Annotated in this window: 24 protein-coding genes; 9 read left to right on the forward strand and 15 right to left on the reverse strand. The window is 61.1% G+C overall.

Translation table 11 applies throughout. From position 1 onward, the window contains the following. Window positions 1-39 precede the first annotated feature (39 nt). The 3 genes from ABX74_RS15295 to ABX74_RS30405 all read left to right on the forward strand — a co-directional run bounded on the left by ABX74_RS15295 (window position 40) and on the right by ABX74_RS30405 (window position 2,340). Window positions 40-1,158 (forward strand): Ig-like domain-containing protein, encoded by a 1,119-nt coding sequence (locus ABX74_RS15295; protein ID WP_047889148.1) that lies wholly within the window; start codon window positions 40-42, stop codon window positions 1,156-1,158. Window positions 1,159-1,446: 288 nt separating this feature from the next. Further along, the gene (locus tag ABX74_RS15300) at window positions 1,447-1,815 is read left to right on the forward strand and encodes a hypothetical protein (protein ID WP_029537646.1); all 369 of its coding nucleotides are present in this window, start codon (window positions 1,447-1,449) and stop codon (window positions 1,813-1,815) included. A 354-nt stretch (window positions 1,816-2,169) separates the two neighbouring features. Beyond that, complete coding sequence (locus ABX74_RS30405; protein WP_020906453.1) at window positions 2,170-2,340, forward strand: hypothetical protein; 171 nt, start codon at window positions 2,170-2,172, stop codon at window positions 2,338-2,340. 13 nt (window positions 2,341-2,353) lie between these two features. Here the strand turns inward: ABX74_RS30405 and ABX74_RS15305 are convergent, their stop codons facing one another. The 3 genes from ABX74_RS15305 to ABX74_RS30630 form a co-directional block, all read right to left on the reverse strand. Further along, window positions 2,354-3,100, reverse strand: a complete 747-nt coding sequence (locus tag ABX74_RS15305) for an HNH endonuclease family protein (RefSeq protein ID WP_047889149.1) — start codon at window positions 3,098-3,100, stop codon at window positions 2,354-2,356. A gap of 78 nt (window positions 3,101-3,178) precedes the next feature. Then, window positions 3,179-3,634: a pyridoxamine 5'-phosphate oxidase family protein gene (locus tag ABX74_RS15310; protein WP_019747173.1), complete on the reverse strand. Its 456-nt coding sequence runs from the start codon at window positions 3,632-3,634 to the stop codon at window positions 3,179-3,181. A 22-nt stretch (window positions 3,635-3,656) separates the two neighbouring features. Then, window positions 3,657-4,025 carry a hypothetical protein gene (locus ABX74_RS30630; protein WP_020906454.1) on the reverse strand — a complete coding sequence of 123 codons (369 nt, stop codon included), beginning with the start codon at window positions 4,023-4,025 and terminating at the stop codon, window positions 3,657-3,659. A gap of 704 nt (window positions 4,026-4,729) precedes the next feature. Here ABX74_RS30630 and ABX74_RS15320 point away from each other — a divergent pair. Continuing rightward, the gene (locus ABX74_RS15320; RefSeq protein ID WP_019747175.1) at window positions 4,730-5,200 is read left to right on the forward strand and encodes a hypothetical protein; all 471 of its coding nucleotides are present in this window, start codon (window positions 4,730-4,732) and stop codon (window positions 5,198-5,200) included. A 7-nt stretch (window positions 5,201-5,207) separates the two neighbouring features. Here ABX74_RS15320 and ABX74_RS15325 read toward each other — a convergent pair whose 3' ends face one another. The 3 genes from ABX74_RS15325 to ABX74_RS15335 form a co-directional block, all read right to left on the reverse strand. Next, complete coding sequence (locus tag ABX74_RS15325; protein ID WP_053062035.1) at window positions 5,208-6,131, reverse strand: DUF2797 domain-containing protein; 924 nt, start codon at window positions 6,129-6,131, stop codon at window positions 5,208-5,210. A 63-nt stretch (window positions 6,132-6,194) separates the two neighbouring features. Then, window positions 6,195-6,851, reverse strand: coding sequence for a DUF305 domain-containing protein (locus tag ABX74_RS15330; RefSeq protein WP_047889151.1), 657 nt, complete (start codon window positions 6,849-6,851; stop codon window positions 6,195-6,197). Beyond that, window positions 6,848-8,413, reverse strand: a complete 1,566-nt coding sequence (locus tag ABX74_RS15335) for an LVIVD repeat-containing protein (RefSeq protein WP_047889152.1) — start codon at window positions 8,411-8,413, stop codon at window positions 6,848-6,850. The genes ABX74_RS15330 and ABX74_RS15335 overlap by 4 nt, the downstream gene beginning before the upstream one ends. Window positions 8,414-8,591: 178 nt before the next feature. Here ABX74_RS15335 and ABX74_RS15340 point away from each other — a divergent pair, with 178 nt between their 5' ends. Next, window positions 8,592-9,179 (forward strand): TetR/AcrR family transcriptional regulator, encoded by a 588-nt coding sequence (locus ABX74_RS15340; RefSeq protein WP_223257932.1) that lies wholly within the window; start codon window positions 8,592-8,594, stop codon window positions 9,177-9,179. A 45-nt stretch (window positions 9,180-9,224) separates the two neighbouring features. Beyond that, window positions 9,225-10,361 (forward strand): GIY-YIG nuclease family protein, encoded by a 1,137-nt coding sequence (locus ABX74_RS15345; protein ID WP_030537603.1) that lies wholly within the window; start codon window positions 9,225-9,227, stop codon window positions 10,359-10,361. Window positions 10,362-10,441: 80 nt separating this feature from the next. Here the strand turns inward: ABX74_RS15345 and ABX74_RS15350 are convergent, their stop codons facing one another. The 4 genes from ABX74_RS15350 to ABX74_RS15365 all read right to left on the reverse strand — a co-directional run bounded on the left by ABX74_RS15350 (window position 10,442) and on the right by ABX74_RS15365 (window position 14,247). Then, the gene (locus ABX74_RS15350) at window positions 10,442-11,659 is read right to left on the reverse strand and encodes a Dyp-type peroxidase (RefSeq protein WP_047889153.1); all 1,218 of its coding nucleotides are present in this window, start codon (window positions 11,657-11,659) and stop codon (window positions 10,442-10,444) included. Then, on the reverse strand, window positions 11,652-12,152 hold the full coding sequence (locus ABX74_RS15355; protein WP_047889154.1) for a copper chaperone PCu(A)C: 501 nt from the start codon (window positions 12,150-12,152) through the stop codon (window positions 11,652-11,654). The genes ABX74_RS15350 and ABX74_RS15355 overlap by 8 nt, the downstream gene beginning before the upstream one ends. Window positions 12,153-12,177: 25 nt before the next feature. Further along, window positions 12,178-13,608: a PepSY-associated TM helix domain-containing protein gene (locus tag ABX74_RS15360; protein WP_047889155.1), complete on the reverse strand. Its 1,431-nt coding sequence runs from the start codon at window positions 13,606-13,608 to the stop codon at window positions 12,178-12,180. A 108-nt stretch (window positions 13,609-13,716) separates the two neighbouring features. Continuing rightward, window positions 13,717-14,247 (reverse strand): hypothetical protein, encoded by a 531-nt coding sequence (locus ABX74_RS15365; protein ID WP_020906463.1) that lies wholly within the window; start codon window positions 14,245-14,247, stop codon window positions 13,717-13,719. Window positions 14,248-14,461: 214 nt separating this feature from the next. Between ABX74_RS15365 and ABX74_RS29700 the strand changes: the two genes are divergently transcribed. Next, window positions 14,462-14,815 (forward strand): hypothetical protein, encoded by a 354-nt coding sequence (locus ABX74_RS29700; protein WP_053062036.1) that lies wholly within the window; start codon window positions 14,462-14,464, stop codon window positions 14,813-14,815. Window positions 14,816-15,200: 385 nt separating this feature from the next. Continuing rightward, window positions 15,201-16,367: a MinD/ParA family protein gene (locus tag ABX74_RS15375; RefSeq protein WP_020906466.1), complete on the forward strand. Its 1,167-nt coding sequence runs from the start codon at window positions 15,201-15,203 to the stop codon at window positions 16,365-16,367. A gap of 37 nt (window positions 16,368-16,404) precedes the next feature. On the opposite strand, the gene ABX74_RS15380 is transcribed toward ABX74_RS15375, so the two are convergent. The 3 genes from ABX74_RS15380 to ABX74_RS15390 form a co-directional block, all read right to left on the reverse strand. Further along, window positions 16,405-17,439 (reverse strand): hypothetical protein, encoded by a 1,035-nt coding sequence (locus tag ABX74_RS15380; protein ID WP_019747188.1) that lies wholly within the window; start codon window positions 17,437-17,439, stop codon window positions 16,405-16,407. A 201-nt stretch (window positions 17,440-17,640) separates the two neighbouring features. Next, window positions 17,641-18,723 carry a M48 family metallopeptidase gene (locus tag ABX74_RS15385; protein ID WP_019747189.1) on the reverse strand — a complete coding sequence of 361 codons (1,083 nt, stop codon included), beginning with the start codon at window positions 18,721-18,723 and terminating at the stop codon, window positions 17,641-17,643. 77 nt (window positions 18,724-18,800) lie between these two features. Then, window positions 18,801-19,004, reverse strand: a complete 204-nt coding sequence (locus tag ABX74_RS15390; protein ID WP_003945456.1) for a hypothetical protein — start codon at window positions 19,002-19,004, stop codon at window positions 18,801-18,803. 145 nt (window positions 19,005-19,149) lie between these two features. Between ABX74_RS15390 and ABX74_RS30410 the strand changes: the two genes are divergently transcribed. Further along, complete coding sequence (locus ABX74_RS30410; protein WP_003945912.1) at window positions 19,150-19,305, forward strand: DUF6131 family protein; 156 nt, start codon at window positions 19,150-19,152, stop codon at window positions 19,303-19,305. Here the strand turns inward: ABX74_RS30410 and ABX74_RS15400 are convergent, their stop codons facing one another. Next, window positions 19,306-20,469, reverse strand: coding sequence for a glutamate--cysteine ligase (locus ABX74_RS15400; protein ID WP_047889156.1), 1,164 nt, complete (start codon window positions 20,467-20,469; stop codon window positions 19,306-19,308). A 517-nt stretch (window positions 20,470-20,986) separates the two neighbouring features. Then, a complete protein-coding gene (locus tag ABX74_RS30185; protein WP_133053396.1) occupies window positions 20,987-21,373 on the reverse strand; it encodes a hypothetical protein in 387 nt (128 codons plus the stop codon). Window positions 21,374-21,381 lie beyond the last annotated feature (8 nt).

Genomic DNA, 21,381 nt, shown 5'->3' on the forward strand with positions numbered 1-21,381 from the left:
CCGAACACTCGATGACCGAGTCTTTTTGAAAGGCAACATATGAACTCCCGTTCTCTGGCTGTTTGCGCAGTCGTACCAGCTGTTGCGGCCGGACTCCTCGCTGTGTCCGCTCCGGCAGCAGCGGCTTCCGATACCGTGACGCGAACAGTTTCCTTCGAACACAAGTGCCGGGTCGACGGCGCCACCGATTGGGATTCGTCGTTCTCCGACAACCTGGAGGTCACGGCGCCCACGTCCGTGCGTCCCGGCGAACAGTTCACAGTGAAACTGCATCCGGGCACCATGCGTAGTTCGGATTCGGACACCGGTCGTATCAAGTACGACATCGCACTACCGCAAGGGGCAACCCTGGTTTCGTACTCCCTCGTCGGTGATTCGTCGTCCAACTTGACCGGCGAGACTGCGGTGCTGCTCCGGGTGGGCGCAGACGGAAACGCGAACCCGGCGGGTGAGTACCTGCGAATTACCGGTACCGGCAACAAGACAGTCAACGACGGTCCGAGCGCGAACGACAACAAGCCCAAGGAAGGGCTGCAAGTCAAGGCCAACACGGACTTTCGTTTACCGGCAGTCGAATTGAAACTCGAAGCTCGGTCCGACGAGGGAAATGCGACGACGCACCTGCGCGCCGGGGCGACGAGCCCGAGTATCAAGATCAAAGACACGAGCATGAGTTTCGGTGAGTCCCGGTGGGTCAATGCCGCTGGGTATTGTGTTGCTTCGGGCGAGGGACGCAGCGCCCTCTCGACTACCGAGGTATTCGCGACCAACCAGACCGAGACGACGGTCGCTGTCGCACTGGAGGCACTGACGGGCGAAGACGTCAAGATTGCGGCGAGTATCGACCCGAACCCGGGTGAGGGCACGGTCGAGTTCTTCGACGGCGATACGAAGATCGGTAGCGCCACAGTCGATTCCAATGGCCATGCAGAACTGGTCTGGCCGTTCCGCGACCAGGGCGAGCATCGCATCACCGCAAAGTTCTTGGGTACCAAGAAGTTCAGTTCTTCGGAATCTGCGGACAAGACCGTGACCGTCACCGTGCCCGGCGTCATCGTCGTCGAGCCGGTGGATCCGACGGAACCGGAAACTCCTGGTGGAACCGGAAGCCTCGGGGACATCTTCTCGAAGCTGCCGACGGGCTCACTTGGAGGCTGAGTCACCCAAACGGCAGGGGAGCGTCGACGTTTCGGCTCGAATACGGTTGTGTGATCGAATACTGGAATGACAGGTTCGAATCATGCCGAGAGCCGCAACGCCGGCGTTCCCTATTTTTCTCAATGGGAGTCTCCGTCACGGAAATCGGGCCAGAACTACAAAAGGTAGCTCACCAAAACTCGTGCCCTTTTACTACCGTTAGTTGAAGAACTGCGCGAACCGCGGGTTCTTACATCAACAAGCCTTCGAACTCGCCGCTGCGGTTCAGGTATGAACAAGGTAGGGAAAATGCGCAAGGTTAGTTTGCTCGCGTCCGCTGCAGCAGTAGCTGTCGGTGTGGCAATGATCGGGACGTCTGCGGCCTCAGCAGCGCCGGGAACGATTCCCGGTCATGGGCTGTTCGACGTGCCGTGGGAGGTGTTGCCGGGAACCTACACGACGTCTGGGCCCGTATCAGCTGATATGCCGTGCATATACGGTCGGGCAAAAGTCGACGGCGACGGTGAATTGAATGTCCTCGAGTTCGAAAGCACCCTCGAACCGGCGACAGTCACCATTCTCTTGACGGATTCTCGCTTCACCACCGCGTATTGCGCTGATTGGAAGAGAGTGTCGTCAGTCGGATCGTTGGATCTCGGATCGCTTTTCGGGTCCTAGACGTCTCCGCTCTATGTCGAGATGGACCTCTGGACGTGACCACGGCCCTCTGCCATCTCGATTGAACGCTCGGCTCGCGGATGCGCTCGTTCGTCTCGAGTTTTCGACCACTCGTCGCATGAGTCCATGACCAGGGACTTTAGCCCTCAGTAATTACCTACCAATCGGTATATTCTGCGAAGGTACGGACTTCGTGAACCGATGTGAGTTGGCTCCGGGGGACGTGCCGGCCTCGCAGGACCGCCCGCAAAGTCAGCCCGGTGAGGCCACCAGAGTTCGCGCATTTCGACAGATTGCCGCTGGGTCCGTCCGCTACGAGGGGAGCGGACGGACCTGACAGCACGAGAGAGTGCCATGCCTGAACGTGGTCAAAGCAGAGTGGACGCGGGGATCATTGCCGTCGTCGCAGTCATAACCGGTGTGTTCGTCGCACTGACCGGCCACGGTCTGGTTGCAGCGCTGGCCACCGTGTTGGGCCTCGCGCTCGGGATGGCGATTGTGCGGTATCTGATCAAAGGTCGCTGATCACCGCAAGAGTTCAGCAGGTCGCGAGAATGTCTGCGATGGTGTCGTGTTCGGCTTGGGTAACCCACAAACCGTATGCCGCTTTTACTTCCACTTGAGCAGTCACGTACTGGCAGCGGTATGCCTTGTTGGGTGGCAGCCACGACGCCGCGTCGGAATCCGACTTCTTCTGGTTGGTGGGCCCGTCGACAGCGCGCAGGTTTCGAGGGTCGTTGGCCAGATTGGTTCGCGTTTGCGTGTCGAGTTGCTGTGCGCCCTTCTGCCAGGCGTCCGAGAGTGCGACAACATGGTCGATCTGGACTGCAGAAGACGTGTCCTGGCCGCGGGTGAAGGCGATGGTCTTGTTCGTGTACGGGTCACGGAGCGTACCGGTTTGGACCGAGCAGCTTTTGGAGCCGTCTTTGAATGTCAGGTCGGTGAGGTCGCGCCGCAGGATGTCGTTTCGGGTATCGCAGCCGTTGTGGCCGAACTCGACGGTGACGTCGTCGGTCCAGGCGGTACCGAACAGTGCGCGGTCGTATCCGGTCTTGGGTGCGCGTCCCTTGATGGGGATCTGTGCCAGCAGTTCAATTGCGGCGGACGAGGGAGCCGAAGTTCCGGCCGATACCGTCGTCGTGACGCCGGATCCGATTCCCGAACCGAGAGAAGATGTTTCGGGTGCGTCGGCGTTGGAACTGGCGCAACCTCCCAGCACGATCACGGCAGCAATGCCGATGGTGACGCCGGTGATGCCGCGCCTGTGATGTGCCGTGCGTGCCATGTGTGAGAGTCCATTTCTGCGAGAGATGAACTACAAGTATGTCATTCACGACATTTCGGGCTGAACCGGCACTGTCTGTCAGTCCGGTCGAAGTAGCCATCGCGTCACCGGAACCGACACGAGAACTCGCGGACCTTCACGAGTTTCGTCTGCGGCATCCCAGCCGTCGTACTTCTCGCCGAAAAGTCTCAGGAGATCGCCGAACTCGCCGACATCGTGATGAATTGTCCCGAACCCCTGTGCGACCCATGGGTCGCGAGAGGATCCGTCGACTGCCAACGAGACCCGAGGATCGTCCAGCAGGTTCCGAACCTTCCGATTCTGCTCGGCGCTCGGTATCCAGAATGTGTTCTGACGCAGTAAGAACCAAACCGGAGTCGTGTGCGGCGAGCCGTCGCTTCGAAGGGTGGTCAACCACACGCAAGGAGTATCCGCGATAGTCACTGTCTCAGTATCGGTGCCGGCGCGACGTTCACCAATCGACGGTGCGGAACGAACAATGCCCGGTCCTCGCCGTTGGCGAGGACCGGGCATTGTCGGGAAGGGAGTGGAAGCGTCAGATTTCGATCTTGGGTGTCTGTTCGCCCAGCTTGTGGCGGGCCAGTGCCAGGTTCGCACGTGCGCGGTCCAAAACCAGGTACACGAACAGCGTTGACAGTCCGGGCGTCTCGAGGACGCGAATGAGGTGGTACTGGTTACTCAGGGTGATCAGAATGTCTTCGAGGGTGTCGGTAATCCCCAAGTTACTCATCGTGCGGAGCTTTGCTCGCACAACCTCGGAGTTGCCGGCGCCGGCGTACTCGAGGCTGAATGACGGGTTGCCGCTCATACCGAGAACCATCCCGCTGTCGGCGTCGACTACGGCTGCACCGCTGGCACCGTCGATGCGCATCAATTCGCCGAGGATCTTGTCGATGTTGCTCATTGCTTCTCCTTGGTAGGGCAGAGTCGCGCGGGGCGACTCCAGGTGATGCTTCGGTGATGAAGTCATCGGTACATTTCGAGGTGGAATCGTTGGTTGCGGTGTCGGGAGTGGGCTGGGCGGCAACTGTTCAGCTTGTGAGATTTGTGGGCTCGTTCCGTTCGGTGCAGATGAGCGGCCATTCGACGACTCGAATTCGTCGATGCGGTCTGCGGGCAGCCAGCCGTCCCCGGCGGGTGCGCTGAGCGGCCATCTCGTCTCCGTCTCGAAGTCCGGCACCGGCGTCTGAAGTTGCGGATACACCGGCGCGGTAAGCGGCCGCTTGTACGGAACCGGCTGACCGCCCGCGTCGGAGACGTTCGCGAACCAGGCGGCATACCCGGGGTCGCTGCGATCGAGGTTTTGCCCGCGATCGTCGTCTTCCTCCCGGGAGCCTCGTCGACGAAAAAGTCCCACTCGTTCCAGCCCCTTAAAGACGAACTATTTCCGATCAGAGCGTTCCGGATGAACGCGGCAGACCGGACAATCCCACCCATAGTTACTTTGCAGTTAAGTCACCGTAGCATGGGTTCGCAGACGGGGCATATGGTCCAATCCTGTAGGCGGGCCGACGAGGCACTCGGAATCGACAGGCTGCCCGGACGATTCTCGCCGGTCGACGATGCCGGTCCGTTCGAGCGCCAGACGCCCTCTGGCATCCTTGAAGGATGAAGAAAACGATCACCGGGTTCATCGGTGCCTGCTCGCTGGTGGCGCTGGTTGCCTGCGGTTCTGACGGAGACAAGCCGACCGAGGTCGGAACACTCACTTCCTCCGTTTCGGCGACCACCACTGCGTCACCGACGACGTCATCCGAGGCTCCGGCGACATCGTCGGAATCGACTACCGAGGCACCGTCGGTCGACGCGAGCGTCCCGGCTGAGGTCCCGTCGGACCCGAATGTGAGTTCGGCACTGCCACGGACCTACGCGCAGGCGTGCTCCGACGTTCTCCGGTACCTCGACGCATACCAGCCGGCAATTGACGAGTCGGGCGAGGAAATGGGCATGACGCGTGAATCATTGGCAAACGACATGCTGACCTCCATCCAGGCTTATCCCGAATGGTCGAGCTTGTCTGCCGACGAGCAGGCTGAGGTCACTCGCGGATTCGCCGCAGCGACCGCGGGAAGTTGCTGACCTACTTTCAGAACAACGATTCCTGAATCGCCACGCCAGGGGACTCGAACTCGCCGACGGTGATGGTTCGACCGACCAGTCCGGACACATCCGCGACGAAGCGTGGCGATTCAGGATCGGGGTCGATCCGCAGCGAGGCGATCGAACCGGCAAGGCCCTCCAAGTACAAGGAATGTTCCCCGGACTCGAAACTGTGCGGATACGCGATCAACGGTGCCGCATCGAAGACAACGTCGGCGCACGCCGGCGCCATCCATTCTTCGGGAGCCTCCAGGATCTCGATTCCGTCGATGTCCGATCCGAGGTCATTCAGCTCGTCTTTGATCGACGATACGAAGTGGTGCAACGACTTTCGCAGTTTCTCGCGATCCAAGGGTCCTGTCAGCGCTTCGATCTTCCGAGACGTACGTATGGCCTGGCTCAAGTGGAAGTGCTCCGAAACTCGGGCTTCGAGGGAACGAATGCTGTAACCGTCCGTCGACCGCGCTACGAACAATGCGCAGACCGCTCCCTGTTCGGCGACTCGCGGATGCTTGCGGAACTCGGCCGCCGTCCCCACCTTCATCTGACCGCCGGCGAAGATGTCGATGTAGAGCCATTGTGGTTGCGTGAGATAGGTGCGCACGTTCGGATGAATGTGCGCGCCGCTGACATGTGCCTGATGAACGGTGGTGAATCCCTCACGATTTCGGCATCGATCGCACTGGCGCCCGGTAACGACCGTGGCCCCGCGGTCACACGGCGAGTGTCCCGGACCTTCGGCGGTGAGATCTCGCCACCCGAGGCAACGGCGGCCCTTCGCCTCGTCGACGGAGAATCGCAGAACCGAGTCGTGAGTGTAGAAGGTCGTAGCGGAAGTGGTGTCGTCGACGCATCGGATCCGCGGTGCTGTCGGGTTCGACCATTCGATTCCGCGAACGAGCAGGGTCATTGAAGTGTCGATTCCTTCTGTAGTTCACAGGTCGACACCCATGCTAGTCAGTGCAGATGCGGTTCAGTGCAGTGGTTGCGCCCCACGTTGTCCGAGCATCAGTGTCATCAGCCCGGATTCCTGACTCTGGGAATTGATCATGTCGCGGGCCGACTGTTTCACCGGTCCGCGCTCGAGCAGTGCATCGGCGGCCTGCGCCATAGCGATCCCGCCACGGTGGTGGCGTTCCATCAGTTGCAGGAACAGAACCTCGGCGTCGAGCCCGCGAGCGGCGCTCAGTTTCTCGAGTTCTTCCGTGGTAGCCATACCCGGCATGGCGTCGGCCTCTGTTTCCGGCGTTGCCGGGTGATGATGAGAGTCGCCAGCGCCGCTCGGTGACGCCTCCATCCACGCCATCGGCGTTCTACTGTTCGGCGGGACACCGGCCAACCTCAGCCAACCGAGCATGACACCGATTTCCGTTCTCTGAACATCGTCGATCTGCTGGGCCAGTCTCGTAACCGCCGGGTCCACATCGGGACTCAGACGCGCGAGAATGAAGAGGGCCTGTTGATGGTGGGCCGCCATGTCATGCACGAATCCGATTTCGGTTTCGCTCAGAACAGCTGTCTGCGTGTGGTTCTCGGGTGCGAACAGCGGACGTAATGCTGCGCCGAGTACGAGCAGCATCAGTGCCGCAGCCACGAGTGCGACGGCCTTGACCGATCGCGGCGCCGTCATGATCCCACGGTCGTCTTCTGGTCAGCGGGTGGTGTGTAGACACCGTTTTCGAGTTGCATGGCAACAAAGCCGTTGTCGGCGCACGTCGCCCACAACGTGGTCCCGCGCCATTCGGGTGGGGAGAAGCACCAATCGGTCGAGATGTCGCCGAGAGCGACCATGCCCGATCGCGAACTCAGCGCTTGGCCGGGGTCGAACTGGCCTTGCGCGATCGACTGCGCGATTGCCGGCGTGCTGAGAATGGGTACCCCGATGAGCGAGGCGAGAGCGTGCGGCGAGTTGGCGAGTTCGACATTGTCGCCGGTCCGAGCGGGTGGGTTGAAGTACGCAATTTCGTGGACGTCGAAGGGATCTCGAACATCGAAGACCCGAATCCCGCTCGAGATCCATCCGCATGCCAGCGCCGTCGGGTCGACCGGGCGATCGGCCGAACAGTAGTGAGATTCGTACGCGAACAGCGATCCGCCGGCAGCAGACGCCAGCGCAGCATCTTGATTCTCCGGCAGATTGATCTCGAGCTTCACCGAATTGACGACCGCAGGTTCGTCGTCATTGGAGACGTCGATCAATTTGACTCCGCCGGAACCACCTTCGTCGACGGTGAACAGGTACGGCGAACCGTCGTAGGTGACCGGAATGCTGTGTTGGGTGGCCCAACCGTCGGTCCAAGAGAGCTGGGACAGTTGGCGCACCCGAGGATTCGGGACGCGGCGCTGAACCTCACTGATGTCGAGAACATGTATTCCGCCGAGATTGTTCGACAAGTACATGCGATTTCCGTCTGGAGTGATTCCGAAGCCGTGGGTCGACAACCCGATGAGGTCCTGCCAGACGACGCGCGGGTTGGCGGGATCGGTGAGATCGACGGCGCTCACCACACCGGGAGCGGTGCCGGAAGACCAGTAGGTGTTCCCGTCCGGTGAAAATCCACCCTCGTGATTGGTGATCGGCAGCAGCATCCCCAGATCGGTTCCTGGTCCGGGGTTGAGCAGTTTCGGGTGCGCGCAATCGGAGATGTCGTAGACCGACATCAGGCCGACGCCGGTCAAGAGCGGAACGCCCGTGCCCACCAGCAGCTTTCGCGCGGTGTTGACCTTGAGACTCTCCCACGTTCCGGCCAGCATCGCAGGTTCGGTCAGCGTGGCGGTGAGAGCAGGATTGGCAGGATCCGACACGTCGAGAACTTGCACGCCCTGCGCGGGGCCCAGGAGGTTCCCGGGGAAGAAGCTGCCGATGTACGAGCAGTGTTCGAAGTTGGTGGACGTGATCCCGCCGCCGCGACCCGAGTAACCGCCGATCTGAGACATGTTGCAGCTGTACCCGTCTCGGCTGCGTCCGCTGTTTCGGTCCTCGGCCGGAACATCACCCTGCAACCCGGTCTCGGGCATCGAGCCCGGGCCGCATTCGGCGCGGCTTGCAGCGTTGGAAGCGACACCCGGGTTCTCGTGGATCGAGCCCGGGGCAGTGGCGGGCTCAGCAGAAGCGACGCACACGGGAAGGACGGTGATCAAGGTGACGAGCGCGATGGCAGATCTGGTTCTGATGGTCGTGAACGATTTCATCGAGTCCAACTCCCGGTGCGGGATTGCCTTTCGTATCTCACGGGCAGACGTACCTCAAGGACAGGCAGCGCGGAGGGCAGGCGCGTGTTCGAGCGCTCACGACGATCGGGTCGGGGTGTGAACCGGTGTCGGGCCGCAACCAACCGGACAATGCTGTCCGGTTGGTATCGTAGTGTGCGTGACATCGTCTGGCCGCGTCAATAGCGGATCTCTCAACAGAGGGCCGAGAGATGCGGCGCGCAATCGTGCGGCGCTCATCTCAGCAGCTCGCGAGGTGTTCGCCACCCAGGGATTTGCTGCTCCGCTCAGCCTGATCGCCCGCACGGCCGGCGTCGGCCAGGGCAGCCTCTACCGGCACTTTCCCACTCGTGAAAGTCTCGCACTCGCGGTGTTCGACGAGAACATCGTCGAGCTGCACGATCTGGCGGCTGATCCGGATTCGACTCTCGACGATCTTTTTCGTTTGTTGGTCGACCAGATCACTACCTCCATCGTGTTCGTGGAGGTCATCAAGCCGGTCTCCTTCGGCGACTCGCGACTGAATTCGGCTGGCGCCCGTTTGACCGATCTCCTCGAAGGGCGCCTCGACGAGGCGCGTCGAACTGGGAAGATACGAGAGTCCGTGACTGCTGAGGACGTGATCCTGGCGATCGCCATGTTCGCCGCGATCATGGAACGGACTGCCGAGAGCTCGCGGAAAGAAGTTGCGCACTCGGCCTGGAACCTTCTTGTGCAGGGACTGGCCGGGCCGGCAGCGGCGGGCTGAGTCGCGTTCGCCTCGCGTCTCGAGGTGATCGCCTAGGCTCGTGGCATGGCTATTGTCTGGACAGTTCCTCGCGCTATCGGCTCCACCCTGCTCGTTGCTCCGTTGATCAAGGAGTTCCTTGTCGAGGGTGACGGCACCCTCGATGCAAAACTGACTGCGGTCGGTACGGTCTCTGCATCTCTCGAGAAGCAAGTCGGCCGCACGTTCACCTCGATCAGCGCTGCTTCGGCGGCAATCTTTTCCGGTGCTGCCGGTTCCACCAGCGTGCCCGACGCACTCCGTCTGGCCGTGATGCGCACTCTGTCCACCGAGGTCGTCGTCAGGAAGCCGGCTCCGCAGCCGTTCACCGAAAAGGTTGGGAAGAGATTGGGGCAGTACGTCTTTGCCCTGCGTGACCCGCGCAACGATCAGGTGTTCCATGTCGGGCACGGCACGGGAAATCAAGTGTTCGCGCCGGTATTCGAAGCGCTCGGTGAACTTGCGAATCTCGAAGGAGCGGACGGCCCAGCCGAGTCGAATGCTGCTGTGACAGCAGCCAAGATCGCCCGCATCCGTGAAATCTACGACGCGGGTTCGGCGGTGGAGCACTTCGTTCTTCTCCGCTCGGTCGCTGCCGCCACGGATCCGGCCGCCACTACCGACGAGGTCGTCCGCGGCATCGTGGAAGCCTTGCGAATCACCGACGCGGGCGAGGGCCTGACCAACCTCGCGGGCGATACATCGGACAAGGACGCCCGTGCGACCCGCGTCGAGGAACTCGCGTTGCGCTACTCGGCCGATCCCGCGCCGGAACTCCCGACGCCGAGCATCGTCCTCCACGTGCCGGCCTCCGCTCGTCCGGGAGCAACGCCGGAAGAGATCTACGAACTCGCGCGCGCCGAGTGGTCTGCCGGTGCAGCTGTTCGTGCCGAGATCGGAATCCCCGTTCTGGTGTTTGCCGACAGCATCATTCGTGGTGCATTCCGTGCTCAGTCATGGGAGGTGTCCACTCGCAATGCCGACGGAAGCCAACTGTGGCGGTTCAACGGAACCGTCGACGACGAGCTCGCTGCCAAGTACGTCGGAACCGAGGTCACCCCGCACAACGTCGGCCTGAAGAAGTGGCCCGTCAGCGGTTGGGTCACGAGGTTGACTACCGCTCGTCCGGGGGCGGTCATGCCGGGACCTCGTAAGTCCAAGTAACGCAACAACTTCAGGCAGAAGGCATTGTGGGGGCGGGATCCGTTCGGATCCCGCCCCCACAGTATCGTTACCCGGGGTTGTCAGCCGAGCAATCCGCTTCCCACATAGTCGTTCTCGGTGCATCCCGGCGGAATGAGATACACCGCAGAACCGATCGGCGTCGTCCACTCGTTGAGTGCGTCGAAGTCACTCAATCGCTGTTGGACCGGTAGATATTGCTCGGCGATGTCCCGTTGGAATGCTGCGAAGATCAATCCCGAGTTCGAGGTCTGCCCGCTCTCGGGTGCGTCGTCGTAGTTGTATGCCCGACGGAAGAACTGCTCCTTCTCATGCGTCTGGTGGGCTCGCGCGATGTGTGATCCTGGCGGGATCACCGGAATGCCGAACTTGTCCGTGAGTGTGAAATCCGCTTCGTCGAATTCGTTGGTTCCGTTGAGCGGAGCGCCATTGGACAACGTGCGCCCCATGGTGAGTTCACGCCCCGAGCGATCGAGTTCGTCCCAGGTATCCATTTCCATGCGAATGCGTCGTAGTACCAACGAGGTTCCGCCCGCCAGCCACGGTTGACCGGCGCCGTCGTGCCAGATCAGTGAATCGAAATCCACTGTTCCCGGAGCCGGATTGACCGTCCCGTCCACTTGGCCCATGAGATTGCGCATCGTGGTTCCCTCGGGCGTGGTGCCGCGAGCGTTGCGGAATCCCTTTTGTGTCCACCGGATTGTCGTCAGTGATCGGACGTTCTTGGTCAGAACTCGCACAGCATGAGCAATGGTCACCGGATCGTCGCCACAAATCTGCAGCAACAGGTCCGACCCGCCCCATCGGTCGTCAAGTCGGTCGATCTCGTAGCTCGGCAACGGCTCGAACCAGTCCGGTTGACGTGCTTGCAATCCCAGCTTGGTGAACAGGCCAGGGCCGTAGCCGACGGTCACCGTCAAGCGGGCCGGATCCACGGCCAGTTCCCGTTCGGTATCCGCCAACGCCGGGTTACCGGCGGTCAGCCGTGACGCATCCTCGGACCACATCTTCATGATCCCGACCACGATTGCTCGATCGGCTCCAGGCAAGAGGTCGAACCCGATGAACGTGCCGTGCGCTTGCGGAGTGGTGGCGATCCCAGCTTGGTGGACGCCGTAGAACGGTTCCACCAGCTTGCCTGCTTGCTGTTCGTGTTCGCTGCGCTCCACCACTGTGGTTGCGCCCCAAGTTATTCCCGCGACGCCGAGCGCGGCGGCACCTCCTCCGAGAAGGCGCCGCCGGCTGAGTGCTCGGCTGGGCGGGTTCGTGTTCTCAGCCACCGTGATTCGGGTCGTAGTTCTCCTGATTACCGGAGAAGTCGCGAATCTGGGCTGTGAACGTGGTGCTGGAACCGTCGTCGTAGATCAATGTGAGGTCGGTTTCTGCGCCTGGGAGCAGCGGCGCGGACAGGTCCATGAACATCAGGTGGTCACCGCCCGGGGTGAGGCTGGCGGACCCGTTGGCAGGGACCAGGAACCCACCGTCCTTGGGGCGCATCGTCATCGTGCCGCCGTCCCCGGTCACGACCTCGTGCAGTTCCAGTCGCGATGACGCGGGACTGGTTGCCGAGACCACGCGTACGTCCTTGTCGCTGGAGTTGACCAGTTCGGCGAACGCCGCACTCATTCCCTCGGGTGCTGCCTTGACCCATTGATCCTGAACTGTGATGGATTGTGCGGCTTCGGTTTCGTTGTCGGAGTTCGAAGAACAGCCGGTCAAGGCGAGAGCTGCGGTCAGTGCAACAGCTGCGAATATCTTTGTTCGAACAGTCATGTGTGTCTCCGTGATTCGTGAGGTGTCAGGTGGTGACGCGGCGTTTGAACGCCGCAATGCAAACGTCGATCAGCAGGAATGCGAGAAGACTGATGCCGAGTAGCGGAACAAACCAGCCCACCAGTGCGGTTACCGCAACCAGCGCAACAATGCTGAGCGGGGAGAGGTTGCGAATCCCGCCGCGGGCAGGGGCCCGGCCGACAGCCCAGTCGGAGCCACGGGTGGGGCGTCGGCGCCACCACATGATGTAGCCACGAATGACCACGCTGACCAACGCGAGTGCCAGTGCGGTGAGTGCGATCTGGTTGGCAAGGCCGAACAGCAGGCCCATGTGGAGCTGGATTCCCCAAGCCGAAAGTTTGGCTGCGAGTGGCCAATCCGAGAACCACAACTCGTCGGTGACCTTCTGCGTCGCTCCGTCGATTGCGATGGTGTTGTTGCTGTACACCCACGGCTGACGCGTCTGGGCGACGGTGAAGGCTGTCTCGGCGTTGGCGGGTATCGATACTTCGACCGGACCGGTGATCCCGTTGTACCTGGCGATACCGAGGACGGTGTCGACACGTCCGACGTTGGTGTCTGTCAGCGTGCCGGCGGCGGCGGGGGCCATGTCGTGACCCTCGTGCCCGCCCGTTGCCGGTGGTGGAGCGTCGCCGAGAGTTTTCACGACCGAGGGCGTCGTCCAACTCAATGCGGTTCTCAGATTGCTGACATTCTCTCCGGCGTACGTCGACCACGTGAGTCCGGTCGCCGAGAGAAACACCAACGCAACTGCTATCCAGATGCCGACGACACCGTGCCAGTTCAGGGTCCGGCTTCGTCCGGTGGACGCTCGGTCGATCGTAAGTAGACGAGCGTTCCGAGCGGTGCGGTATCGACGGAACCACAGGTGGACGCCACCGAGTGCGACCACCCACATCCACGACGCGGCCAATTCGCTGTAGAGGCGGCCAGGTTCACCGAGATGAAGGTGGCGATGCAGCTGAGAGATCCAGGTGCGCAGTGGCAACGAACCACTGCTTCCGTAGACCGCCAGCTCGCCGACCGGCTGTGCAAGCACTGGATCGACGAAGACTGCGAGCCTCTCCGATTCGCCCAACGACGGATCGGTGAACAGGACCCGCGTGGTTTCTCCGGCCGCAGGGGACGGACGTACTGCCGAGACGGTCAGGTCAGGGCGGTACTGCTGGGCGGAACGGATCTGGTCGTTCAGCGACGCGATTTGTCCGGTGGTGTCGGTCTGGAGATAGTCGCTGTAGACGAACTTCTCGATGGTGGGCGCCATCGCGTAGAGACCACCGCTCAGCGCGGCGATGAGGATGAACGGCCCGATGAGAATGCCGGCGTAGAAATGCAGACGCAGTATCAGTGGTCTGGCGCCGCCAACCTGCGTCTTCGGGGGAGAACTGTCGTTGGAAGCGCGTGTCTGTGCGCGCTCCAATTCGGGTGCGGACATGCGTGTACTCGATCCCGCCGTGCGCCTTTATTAACCGCGGGCGGTTAATAAAGGCGCACAGCAAAGTGGCGCACGTATTCACGTGCGTGAGAGGAAAGGGAAGGTGAGTTACACGAATGCCGGTGGGCCGCGAGTGCCCAGGCCTGAGGTGAGAAGTTGACGCAGAACAACTTTGGCGCGGTATCGAGTGCGCGCAGTGAACGGTGAGGGTTCAGGTGCCCACGGGCGCAATAGGACGGCGACGATTGCCGCCACCGTCGATGCCGCCACGACGTACCCGTGTTCTGCGCCGCGGATCAGAACTGCGCACACTCCGACGGCAGCGATGTGCGCTGCGAGCATCGGAAGCGACAGGAGCAGGCCGTGTTGATGATCCGAAGCGATGGTCAATGTCGCGTGACCGATGGCCTGACCCGCAGCGAGCATAAGGGCGAGCAAGAGGGCAGGGGATCGGCGAGTGTCGATGGACGTGACCACCGCGCCGACGCTCGCGCACGCGAGGATCAACAACACCACCGCGCTCTCGGACGGGGCCATGCCGCCGCCACCGAGCGCGTGGGCTGCGACGGAAACCGCGCCGGAGGTACCGCCCACGAAAGCGCCGCGCAGCTGCGCGACATCTTTCGGACCCGGCGTCATACGCGAAAGGATACAGGCAGCTACTACGAGGGCTAGTAGTCGAGCCCGGCCGAGTCGGTTTGACGCCGTCGACGGCAGTCAGGTCGCGCCACTCACATTCTTGCAATCCCTGTATACGAATGGTGCACGGTCATCGTTCAACGCTGTCGGTCATCATCCGTACTCGTATCCGGCGCTGCCTACAGATGAACATGACTGGAACTCGTGGTCTCAGATGAGCGTCGAGTCGTTCGCGGGCGGCGGGGGCGGCGGGATCGTTCGGCCGAGCCTTCGCGGAATCATGACTGCCAACGGAGATTCTGCAAAAAAGATTTGGATTACCGAGTTCGGGGCGCCTACAAGTGGGACTCCGGACAGCGTCAGCGAAGCACGTCAACTCGAGATCTATCAGGCAGCGATGGCAGACAAGCAAACCAAGTCTTGGTTGGGGCCGCTCATCTTCTACCGTCTCAACGACTACGCGCCTTACGGGGCAACGACGGATCGAGAGTCGTATTTCGGCGCAGTGAGGTCGGACGGCACCGTCAAACCGAGTGGTGCATACGTGAAGAGTGTGCTCTGCCCGTGATGGCGGTCGAATGGTACGAGTGATCCGTAGGGTTGGGGGCACTTCGTTCGAGAGCGCGGAATTATGCAGCAGCTGAACACTTGTCCATGAAGGGAGGGCGATCGCCCAGGTGATCACCCTCCCTTTTCTCGTTTGTTACCAAGGGATTTGCCCTGACATTGCGGAAGGCTGTTTTCAGCGGCAGATGAAGATATCTGTGCCGCATATCGTTACGACGTTCGTATTTGCTGAGATCGGCACAGGCGTGGGGACCAAAGTCATCGAAGTGCGGGTGTAACGGTCTGTTGTGCCGTGACGGTATTGAGCAGAGAACGGCAAGCCCGCCAGAGTGATAGCGTCCGAGAGGCTATGTCCGAAATGATTCCGAACTCGACCTAGGAAAACGGTGCGCAGCGATAACAACGGTTCGAATAACGGAGTCCTGGGGAACAACTCCGGAACGACTCAGGGCGACGGCCTTTTCGACGCGTCCGACGACGGTTACGCAACGTCGATTCGAACCGTCACCTTCACGCCGCAATTCGACGAACCTGCGGCAAAACCGTTGCCCAGTCAGCGGATGCGCCAGCAACGTCGTGAAGAGCCGACCGATTTTCGGACCTCGACGCCCAGGGCTATGACCTCTGTCGACGATCTGGACATCATCAAGCGGGCGAAGCGTCCACCCGAACGCGGTTTGGGCAGTGTGTTGTTCAAACTCACCGGGGGTCGGATCAACACCGGGCAGTCGGCCGCCGAACTCGAACATCAAGCTCTGGTGCGCCGTGCCAACCGAACAGTGCGCGGCGTGTACAAGATTGCTTTCATCTCACTCAAGGGTGGTGTGGGAAAAACCACGGCGGCAAAGACCGTCGGTTCGACGTTCGCGTCGATCCGTGGCGATCGAATCGTAGCCATCGACGCCAATCCCGACCTGGGGACTCTGGCTGATCGTGAACGACGTGAACATCACCTGACTGTTCGTGATCTGTTGGCCGACGGTGACATTCGTACGTACAGCGATGTTCGCTACTACACCTCGCAAGGCGACAGCCGACTCGAAATCCTTGCGAGTGAAGCAGATCCGGAAACTTCGGAGTCTTTCAACGAGCAGGACTACCTCGATACTCTGCGAATTCTCGAGGTGCATTACAACATCGTCATCACCGACTGTGGCACCGGAATCATGCACTCGGCCATGTACGGAATTCTCGACGAAGCAGACGCTTTGGTAGTCGTCAGCCCGACGGCGCAGGACGGTGCCCGTAGTGCCGCAGCAACGCTCAGTTGGCTGACCAAGCACGGATACGCAGATCTGGTGAGCAGGTCGGTCGTGGCGATCAATGCGACGCGGCCGGGTTCGTCTTCGCTCGACCTCGACCAACTCGAGGACGTTTTCGCTCAGCGTGGAGTGCGAGCGGTCAAGACGTTGCCCTATGACGATCACCTCGGTGAGGGCGGTCCGATCGACTTGAAATTGTTGAACAAGCGCACTGCACGGGCATATCTGGAACTCGTCGCAGCGATTGCCGATGGTTTCCCGGACTCGGTGGGCAAGCACGCTTCTCGCTGAACGTGCTCGCCCCCGAATCTGATCATCAGGCCGGTGTTCAGGGGTGCCGAAGTATCGCGCCGTATCCGTCGGCGAGAACGAGGCGTTCGTCGATCTGTACCAGCTCGGTGCCGGTCCCGATTGCGATGTAGGGGAGTACGCGATCGGCGGGCCCGATCAGCTTTCCACTGGTGACTTCCTTGTCGTCGGGATCGGTGAGCAGCAGTGTCTCGACCTTGCCCTGTTCGAGGGCGTCGAGGACGCGTGCGGTCCCGTCGATGGAGAGGCCGGAGTCCCGGCCCTGCTCTGCGACGTAGCGTTCGGTTTCCGCATCCATTCTGCGCAGTCGCTGCGTGTCGATCAGTTCACGAATCGACTTCGACACCTCGGCAGGTGTCGAACCGACTGAACGCGAACCCTTTTCGACGTCCACCACCCGTAGCGTCGACGGTAGGAGCTGTGCAAAAGCTTTGCGGGACTGTACTTCTCCGATCACGACCACCAGTGCGACCTTGTGTTCGCGGGCGAGCGCCGCCGCGCGCTCCACGGCCTGTGTCAGGTTCTTTCGGATGTTCTCCTCCACGAGGCTTTGGCTGTCGGTGTACCGCTCCTGGCCGCCCACGTGCGCCTTGTGGACCGGGAAGCCGTCGCCGTCTACCGTTTCGCCGTACACGTCACGCCCGCGAGCATCGCGCACGCACAGGTCCGCGCCAGTGTGGTCGACCTTTGCGATGAGGAACGGTTCGGTGTCGTATCCGTGTGCGATCAGTGGAATCAAGTAGGGCAGTTCGCCCAAGGTCGCGATGGTGGAGCCGGCAGGTTCGAGCAGAATATCGTCGATCAGCACCGCCTCGGATGTGGCGACGATCGCGCGTCCGGCGCGACCTGAGATGCCGTGATGGTTGTCCTTCACCTCGTCCAGTCGCGCGATCAGCGATTCCGATGCTCCCTGTTTCGTGAGTTGATTGCGCATCGAGCGCCATTCGAGTTCGAAGCGCTCGCGTGCATCTTCCCGGTTGCGGACGTCTTCGAAGTACACGGAGGCAAACGGGCCGTCACTCGAACCGACCTTCTTCAGCCGCCCAGCATGCATGTCGGCTCCCTTCTGTAGTGGTCCTATGCCGCGTACCCGACAACTGGTGATTCGACACGACCGCTTTCAGTTCGCACGTTTGTTCGACTGCTGGTACTGTCTGTGAACGTGAGGGTGGTGCAGAGGGAAGCCTGCATCACCTTCACGCCAAGAACCCGGGACCTGCCGCCGACTGCCTTCGGTGGCAGGTCCCGATTCTGCTTAATCGGCGTCGTCAGTGCCCTTCGACCTGTCGGAACTCTTGCGCCAGTGAGTGAATCGTTCCTTGATGTCCGTCGCTACGTCGCCGACGCCGTTCCCGACGGCGCCCACGGCACCGCCCAATCCGCTACCGATGTCGCGCACCATCCGGACCAAGGGGTCTTCCGACTCGTCGAAGTTCTGCTTGTACGTCTTGGCTGCATTCTTGAACTCGTCGCTGATCTTCGCTCCGTCGTCATCGCCGCGGCGGGGGTAGTTTCCGCGCAGAATCGCGGCGTAGTCTCCGCTGTCCACCCACTTCTTGAGTTCGGCGGCGCGAAGCACCGAGAACGGGTGAGAGAGCAGTTCGATGTTGAGGAGCTTGAGTACACCGTCGCGGAGGTCGCCGCTGGCGTCGTACTCGGCGGCCTGGGCAAGAAACGCGTCGATGTCGATTTCACTGACTCGGGATCCGCCGGCCAATTTCATCTGCACGCGAATCGCTGTGTGTACGTCCTGGCCGCACAGTAGTCCTGCACGATCGCCGGACAGTTCGGACTTGCGTTGCCATTCCATCAGGGCGGCGATGATCGCGCGCAGTGCCCATCCACCGACCGGCAGCCATCCGATGGTTCCGGCCAGTCGCATCAAATGCATCAAGATGGTGCGATACACGGCATGGCCGGACAGTGCGTGGCCTAGTTCGTGGCCGATGATGAACCGTTGCTCCTCGTAGTTCATCACGTCCAGCAGACCAGTAGTGACCACCATGAACGGCTTGTCCATGCCGATGGTGAAGGCGTTGACCATCGGGGTCTGGAGTACGAACAGCTCTGGTGTCTCGTCGGCCTGCAGGATCTCGACGCAGTCACGGCGCAGATCGTTCAGGTCACTGAACTGGCGTTCGTCGACTCGCACTGACGTGGCGAGGTACATGAGGCGGTGCTGACGTTCTTGGAGCAGTCCGGACAGCGTCCGCAGAACAGTGTCGAACCCCCGAAGCGTCCGGAGCGTCACCAATGCGGCCCGATCGGCTGGGTGTTCCCACGCACGCGAGCTGATGTCCGGGAACTCGATTCGGGTGCGATCTGGTGCAGTGGTCATGGTGGCCCCTCACTTCGATGTGTGTCGACTCACCTCCAGGGTAACGACTAGTCGGTTTAGCGCGGATGTCCGGCAGCTCACTCGGTGGGCTGGGGGAGCGTGCAATCCGTGACTTTGGGGTTGACGCCGAAGTAGTTCAGCGGGCCGGCGATGACCGTGAGCGCGATGGTCCCGACGCCGGCGCAGTTGGTCGGCGAACTGCTGTAGTAGCCGCGTTGGCCGGCCGCGACGGCCCCGACTATCAGCCAGATCAGAACGATCAGAGTCACAATTCTCATCATGGCGGGCTCGATTCTTCAAATATTATGGTGCCCAGCGAAATACCCGGTCAGAGTGGGTATGAAACGCTCAGCCGACGGGTATCCCTGATGTATGCGGCTCGAGGCGGGCGTATCCGCCCGAGTGAACGCACTGAAGGAGCTTGTGATGATCATCCTCGGCGTAATCCTGCTGATTATCGGTTTCGTGGTGAACATTCCGATCCTCTGGACGATCGGTGTCGTCTTGTTGGTGATCGGAATCATCCTGTACGCGCTGGGCGCGGCCGGGCACGCTATCGGTGGTCGGAGGCATTACTACTGATCAGGGGGTCGGCCCGTCATGCGTATCCGTGCCAGTCGGGACGGTGCGCTCAACGGCACGTGCGATCAGTTCCCGCAGGCAGACCTGGCGAAGCGTCCGCTGTTGCCAGTCGCTGCCGCCGCCGGTCACGCATTTGTCGCGCAGTGCTGATTCCACGCTCGTGTACTCGCCTGTCTCGTCGAGGGAGTCACGGACATGGATCAGGAGTCGGTGCAACTGTTCCGTGGCCGAAATTCTTTGTGTGGTAACCGGATCGATCGACGCTCCCAGGACGCCCTCCTTCGCGGACACCCAGGTTGCGAGGCGGAGGTTCTCGAGGGAAGTGCGCGGAGCGACGACTCCTCGTTCGACGGCGCGCAGTGCAGTGGCGACCAGCGCGCGCACAAGTGCTGCAAGCAATACGGTGTCGTCGACCGTCGGCTGAACGTCGCAGACCCGGATCTCGACGGTCGGTAGGTGGCAGGAAGGCCGGATATCCCAGTAGGCCATCCGCTTGTCGAGCATCACGCCGCAATCCACCATCTTCGCGACCGCGGTGTCGAAGTCCCCGGCGGTCTCGAAGTACGGCGGCGGCCCGGCGACGGGCCACCGGGACCATTGGATCGCCCGCCAACTCGCGAAGTCGGTGTCGACTCCTTGGTGGATACGGGAGTTGGCGCTCAGTGCCAGCAGGGCAGGCAACCAGATGCGCACGTGATTGCAGACCTGCACGGCCTCTACTTGATCAGCGACGCCCACATGGATGTGGCAACCGCAGATACTTTGTTCGGCGGCGAGGGCGCCGAAGTGTTCGCCCATCTGGCGGTAGCGAGGGGAGTCGCTGATCTCGAAACGCGAAGGCCCCGAAAGCGGTGCGCCGACGGCCAACAGCCTGCAGCCGTTCAACTCGGCCGCTTTCGCCGCGAGCCGACGCATGTCGATCAAGTGGGTTCGGAGTTCGTCGATGTTCTGGCACACGGGAGAGTTGGTCTCGACTTGGCAGCGGGACAACTCGAGCTGAAGATCCAAACCGAGTGTCGACGCGGTTTCCGCAACCGCGGCATTGTCGGTGGACGGCAGCCAGGATGTCGGGTCGACGAGGATGAATTCTTCTTCGACGCCGACGGTCGGGGTCGTCGATTCGTAGCGGCCAGCGGTGGATCCGGTCGAGCAGGTGGCGCCCATGCTCGCGTCTACCCGGTCGGTCGAAGGCCGAAACCGACCCGAGGAAGCCCCGTTCTCGTCGGGAGAACGGGGCCTGTGGTCGGTCTTGCCAACATCTCGGAAGCGTCAACGAGCCCTTGCACACCGTATGAATCTGGGGACTGGCGTGCCTGGGAAAACGTACTGTGTCGGACTCGGTAAAACGAGACCCCAAGGCATGTCTCACCCCCGATTTCACCCTCATGCGAGGGTGCCTGCACGCCCTTCGTCGAGGCGCGGATCGTGACCTGGTGGCCTGCGGCGGTCCAGTCGCGGTTTATCCGTGGGGCCGCCTTTATCGGGCAGATTTCGAGAAATACGAACCCATCTAAACTAACGTCCAGCATTCGGATGTGAAGTTCTGGCGAAGTGTGGGGACTCGGTGAGTCAACAGACATTTGATCAGTTAATCGCGTGCACAGTATCCACTGAAGATATGAAATTTTTGAACTGGTATTGCGTTTCATCTGCGAAAATATCCAGTGGTCATGGGTGAAATTCAGAAGGTGGGAGAAAGTGCCTGGGATTGTGTTGCTAACGGTTCGTTATCGCCGCCGAATGCCCACCATGTATGTGGATGGCGCCTCTTGGAAGCGGGAAAACTGCGTGTCATCCGTGTCGCAACTTCCTCTGCCTCGTGGTCTTGGATTGAGAGTTTCACCAGGAGGATCTTTCGTAATCGACGCGTCCGGAAATTTTTCTCAAGATTTACCCACTTGCGAATTAGGGAATTTAATGGGTTGTGGAAAGTGGAAATATTGCGGGTGGGAGCTGTTATTTGCGGTGATTTGCTCATATCTTGCTGAGTGAGGTATTTGCAACCGAAGTGCCACGTGGTCGAGAAATAATGCTTTTCATGCTTTACATTGGAAATTGCAAGATGCACGTTTCATC

The sequence above is a fragment of the Rhodococcus sp. ARP2 genome (assembly GCF_001029585.1).
Classification (GTDB): Bacteria; Actinomycetota; Actinomycetes; order Mycobacteriales; family Mycobacteriaceae; genus Rhodococcus_F; species Rhodococcus_F erythropolis.

Coding starts and splice junctions, on each gene's coding strand:
- ABX74_RS15320 (WP_019747175.1), top strand. CDS start 4,730: ATGAAGAAAACGATCACCGGGTTCATCGGTGCCTGCTCGCTGGTGGCG.
- ABX74_RS15330 (WP_047889151.1), bottom strand. CDS start 6,851: ATGACGGCGCCGCGATCGGTCAAGGCCGTCGCACTCGTGGCTGCGGCA.
- ABX74_RS15390 (WP_003945456.1), bottom strand. CDS start 19,004: ATGATGAGAATTGTGACTCTGATCGTTCTGATCTGGCTGATAGTCGGG.
- ABX74_RS15400 (WP_047889156.1), bottom strand. CDS start 20,469: ATGGGCGCCACCTGCTCGACCGGATCCACCGCTGGCCGCTACGAATCG.
- ABX74_RS29700 (WP_053062036.1), top strand. CDS start 14,462: ATGAGCGTCGAGTCGTTCGCGGGCGGCGGGGGCGGCGGGATCGTTCGG.
- ABX74_RS30410 (WP_003945912.1), top strand. CDS start 19,150: ATGATCATCCTCGGCGTAATCCTGCTGATTATCGGTTTCGTGGTGAAC.
- ABX74_RS15345 (WP_030537603.1), top strand. CDS start 9,225: ATGGCTATTGTCTGGACAGTTCCTCGCGCTATCGGCTCCACCCTGCTC.
- ABX74_RS15310 (WP_019747173.1), bottom strand. CDS start 3,634: ATGCCCGGTCCTCGCCAACGGCGAGGACCGGGCATTGTTCGTTCCGCA.
- ABX74_RS15385 (WP_019747189.1), bottom strand. CDS start 18,723: ATGACCACTGCACCAGATCGCACCCGAATCGAGTTCCCGGACATCAGC.
- ABX74_RS15295 (WP_047889148.1), top strand. CDS start 40: ATGAACTCCCGTTCTCTGGCTGTTTGCGCAGTCGTACCAGCTGTTGCG.
- ABX74_RS15300 (WP_029537646.1), top strand. CDS start 1,447: ATGCGCAAGGTTAGTTTGCTCGCGTCCGCTGCAGCAGTAGCTGTCGGT.
- ABX74_RS15335 (WP_047889152.1), bottom strand. CDS start 8,413: ATGAAATCGTTCACGACCATCAGAACCAGATCTGCCATCGCGCTCGTC.
- ABX74_RS15355 (WP_047889154.1), bottom strand. CDS start 12,152: ATGACTGTTCGAACAAAGATATTCGCAGCTGTTGCACTGACCGCAGCT.
- ABX74_RS15360 (WP_047889155.1), bottom strand. CDS start 13,608: ATGTCCGCACCCGAATTGGAGCGCGCACAGACACGCGCTTCCAACGAC.
- ABX74_RS30630 (WP_020906454.1), bottom strand. CDS start 4,025: ATGAGCAACATCGACAAGATCCTCGGCGAATTGATGCGCATCGACGGT.
- ABX74_RS15365 (WP_020906463.1), bottom strand. CDS start 14,247: ATGACGCCGGGTCCGAAAGATGTCGCGCAGCTGCGCGGCGCTTTCGTG.
- ABX74_RS15380 (WP_019747188.1), bottom strand. CDS start 17,439: ATGCATGCTGGGCGGCTGAAGAAGGTCGGTTCGAGTGACGGCCCGTTT.
- ABX74_RS15325 (WP_053062035.1), bottom strand. CDS start 6,131: ATGACCCTGCTCGTTCGCGGAATCGAATGGTCGAACCCGACAGCACCG.
- ABX74_RS15305 (WP_047889149.1), bottom strand. CDS start 3,100: ATGGCACGCACGGCACATCACAGGCGCGGCATCACCGGCGTCACCATC.
- ABX74_RS30405 (WP_020906453.1), top strand. CDS start 2,170: ATGCCTGAACGTGGTCAAAGCAGAGTGGACGCGGGGATCATTGCCGTC.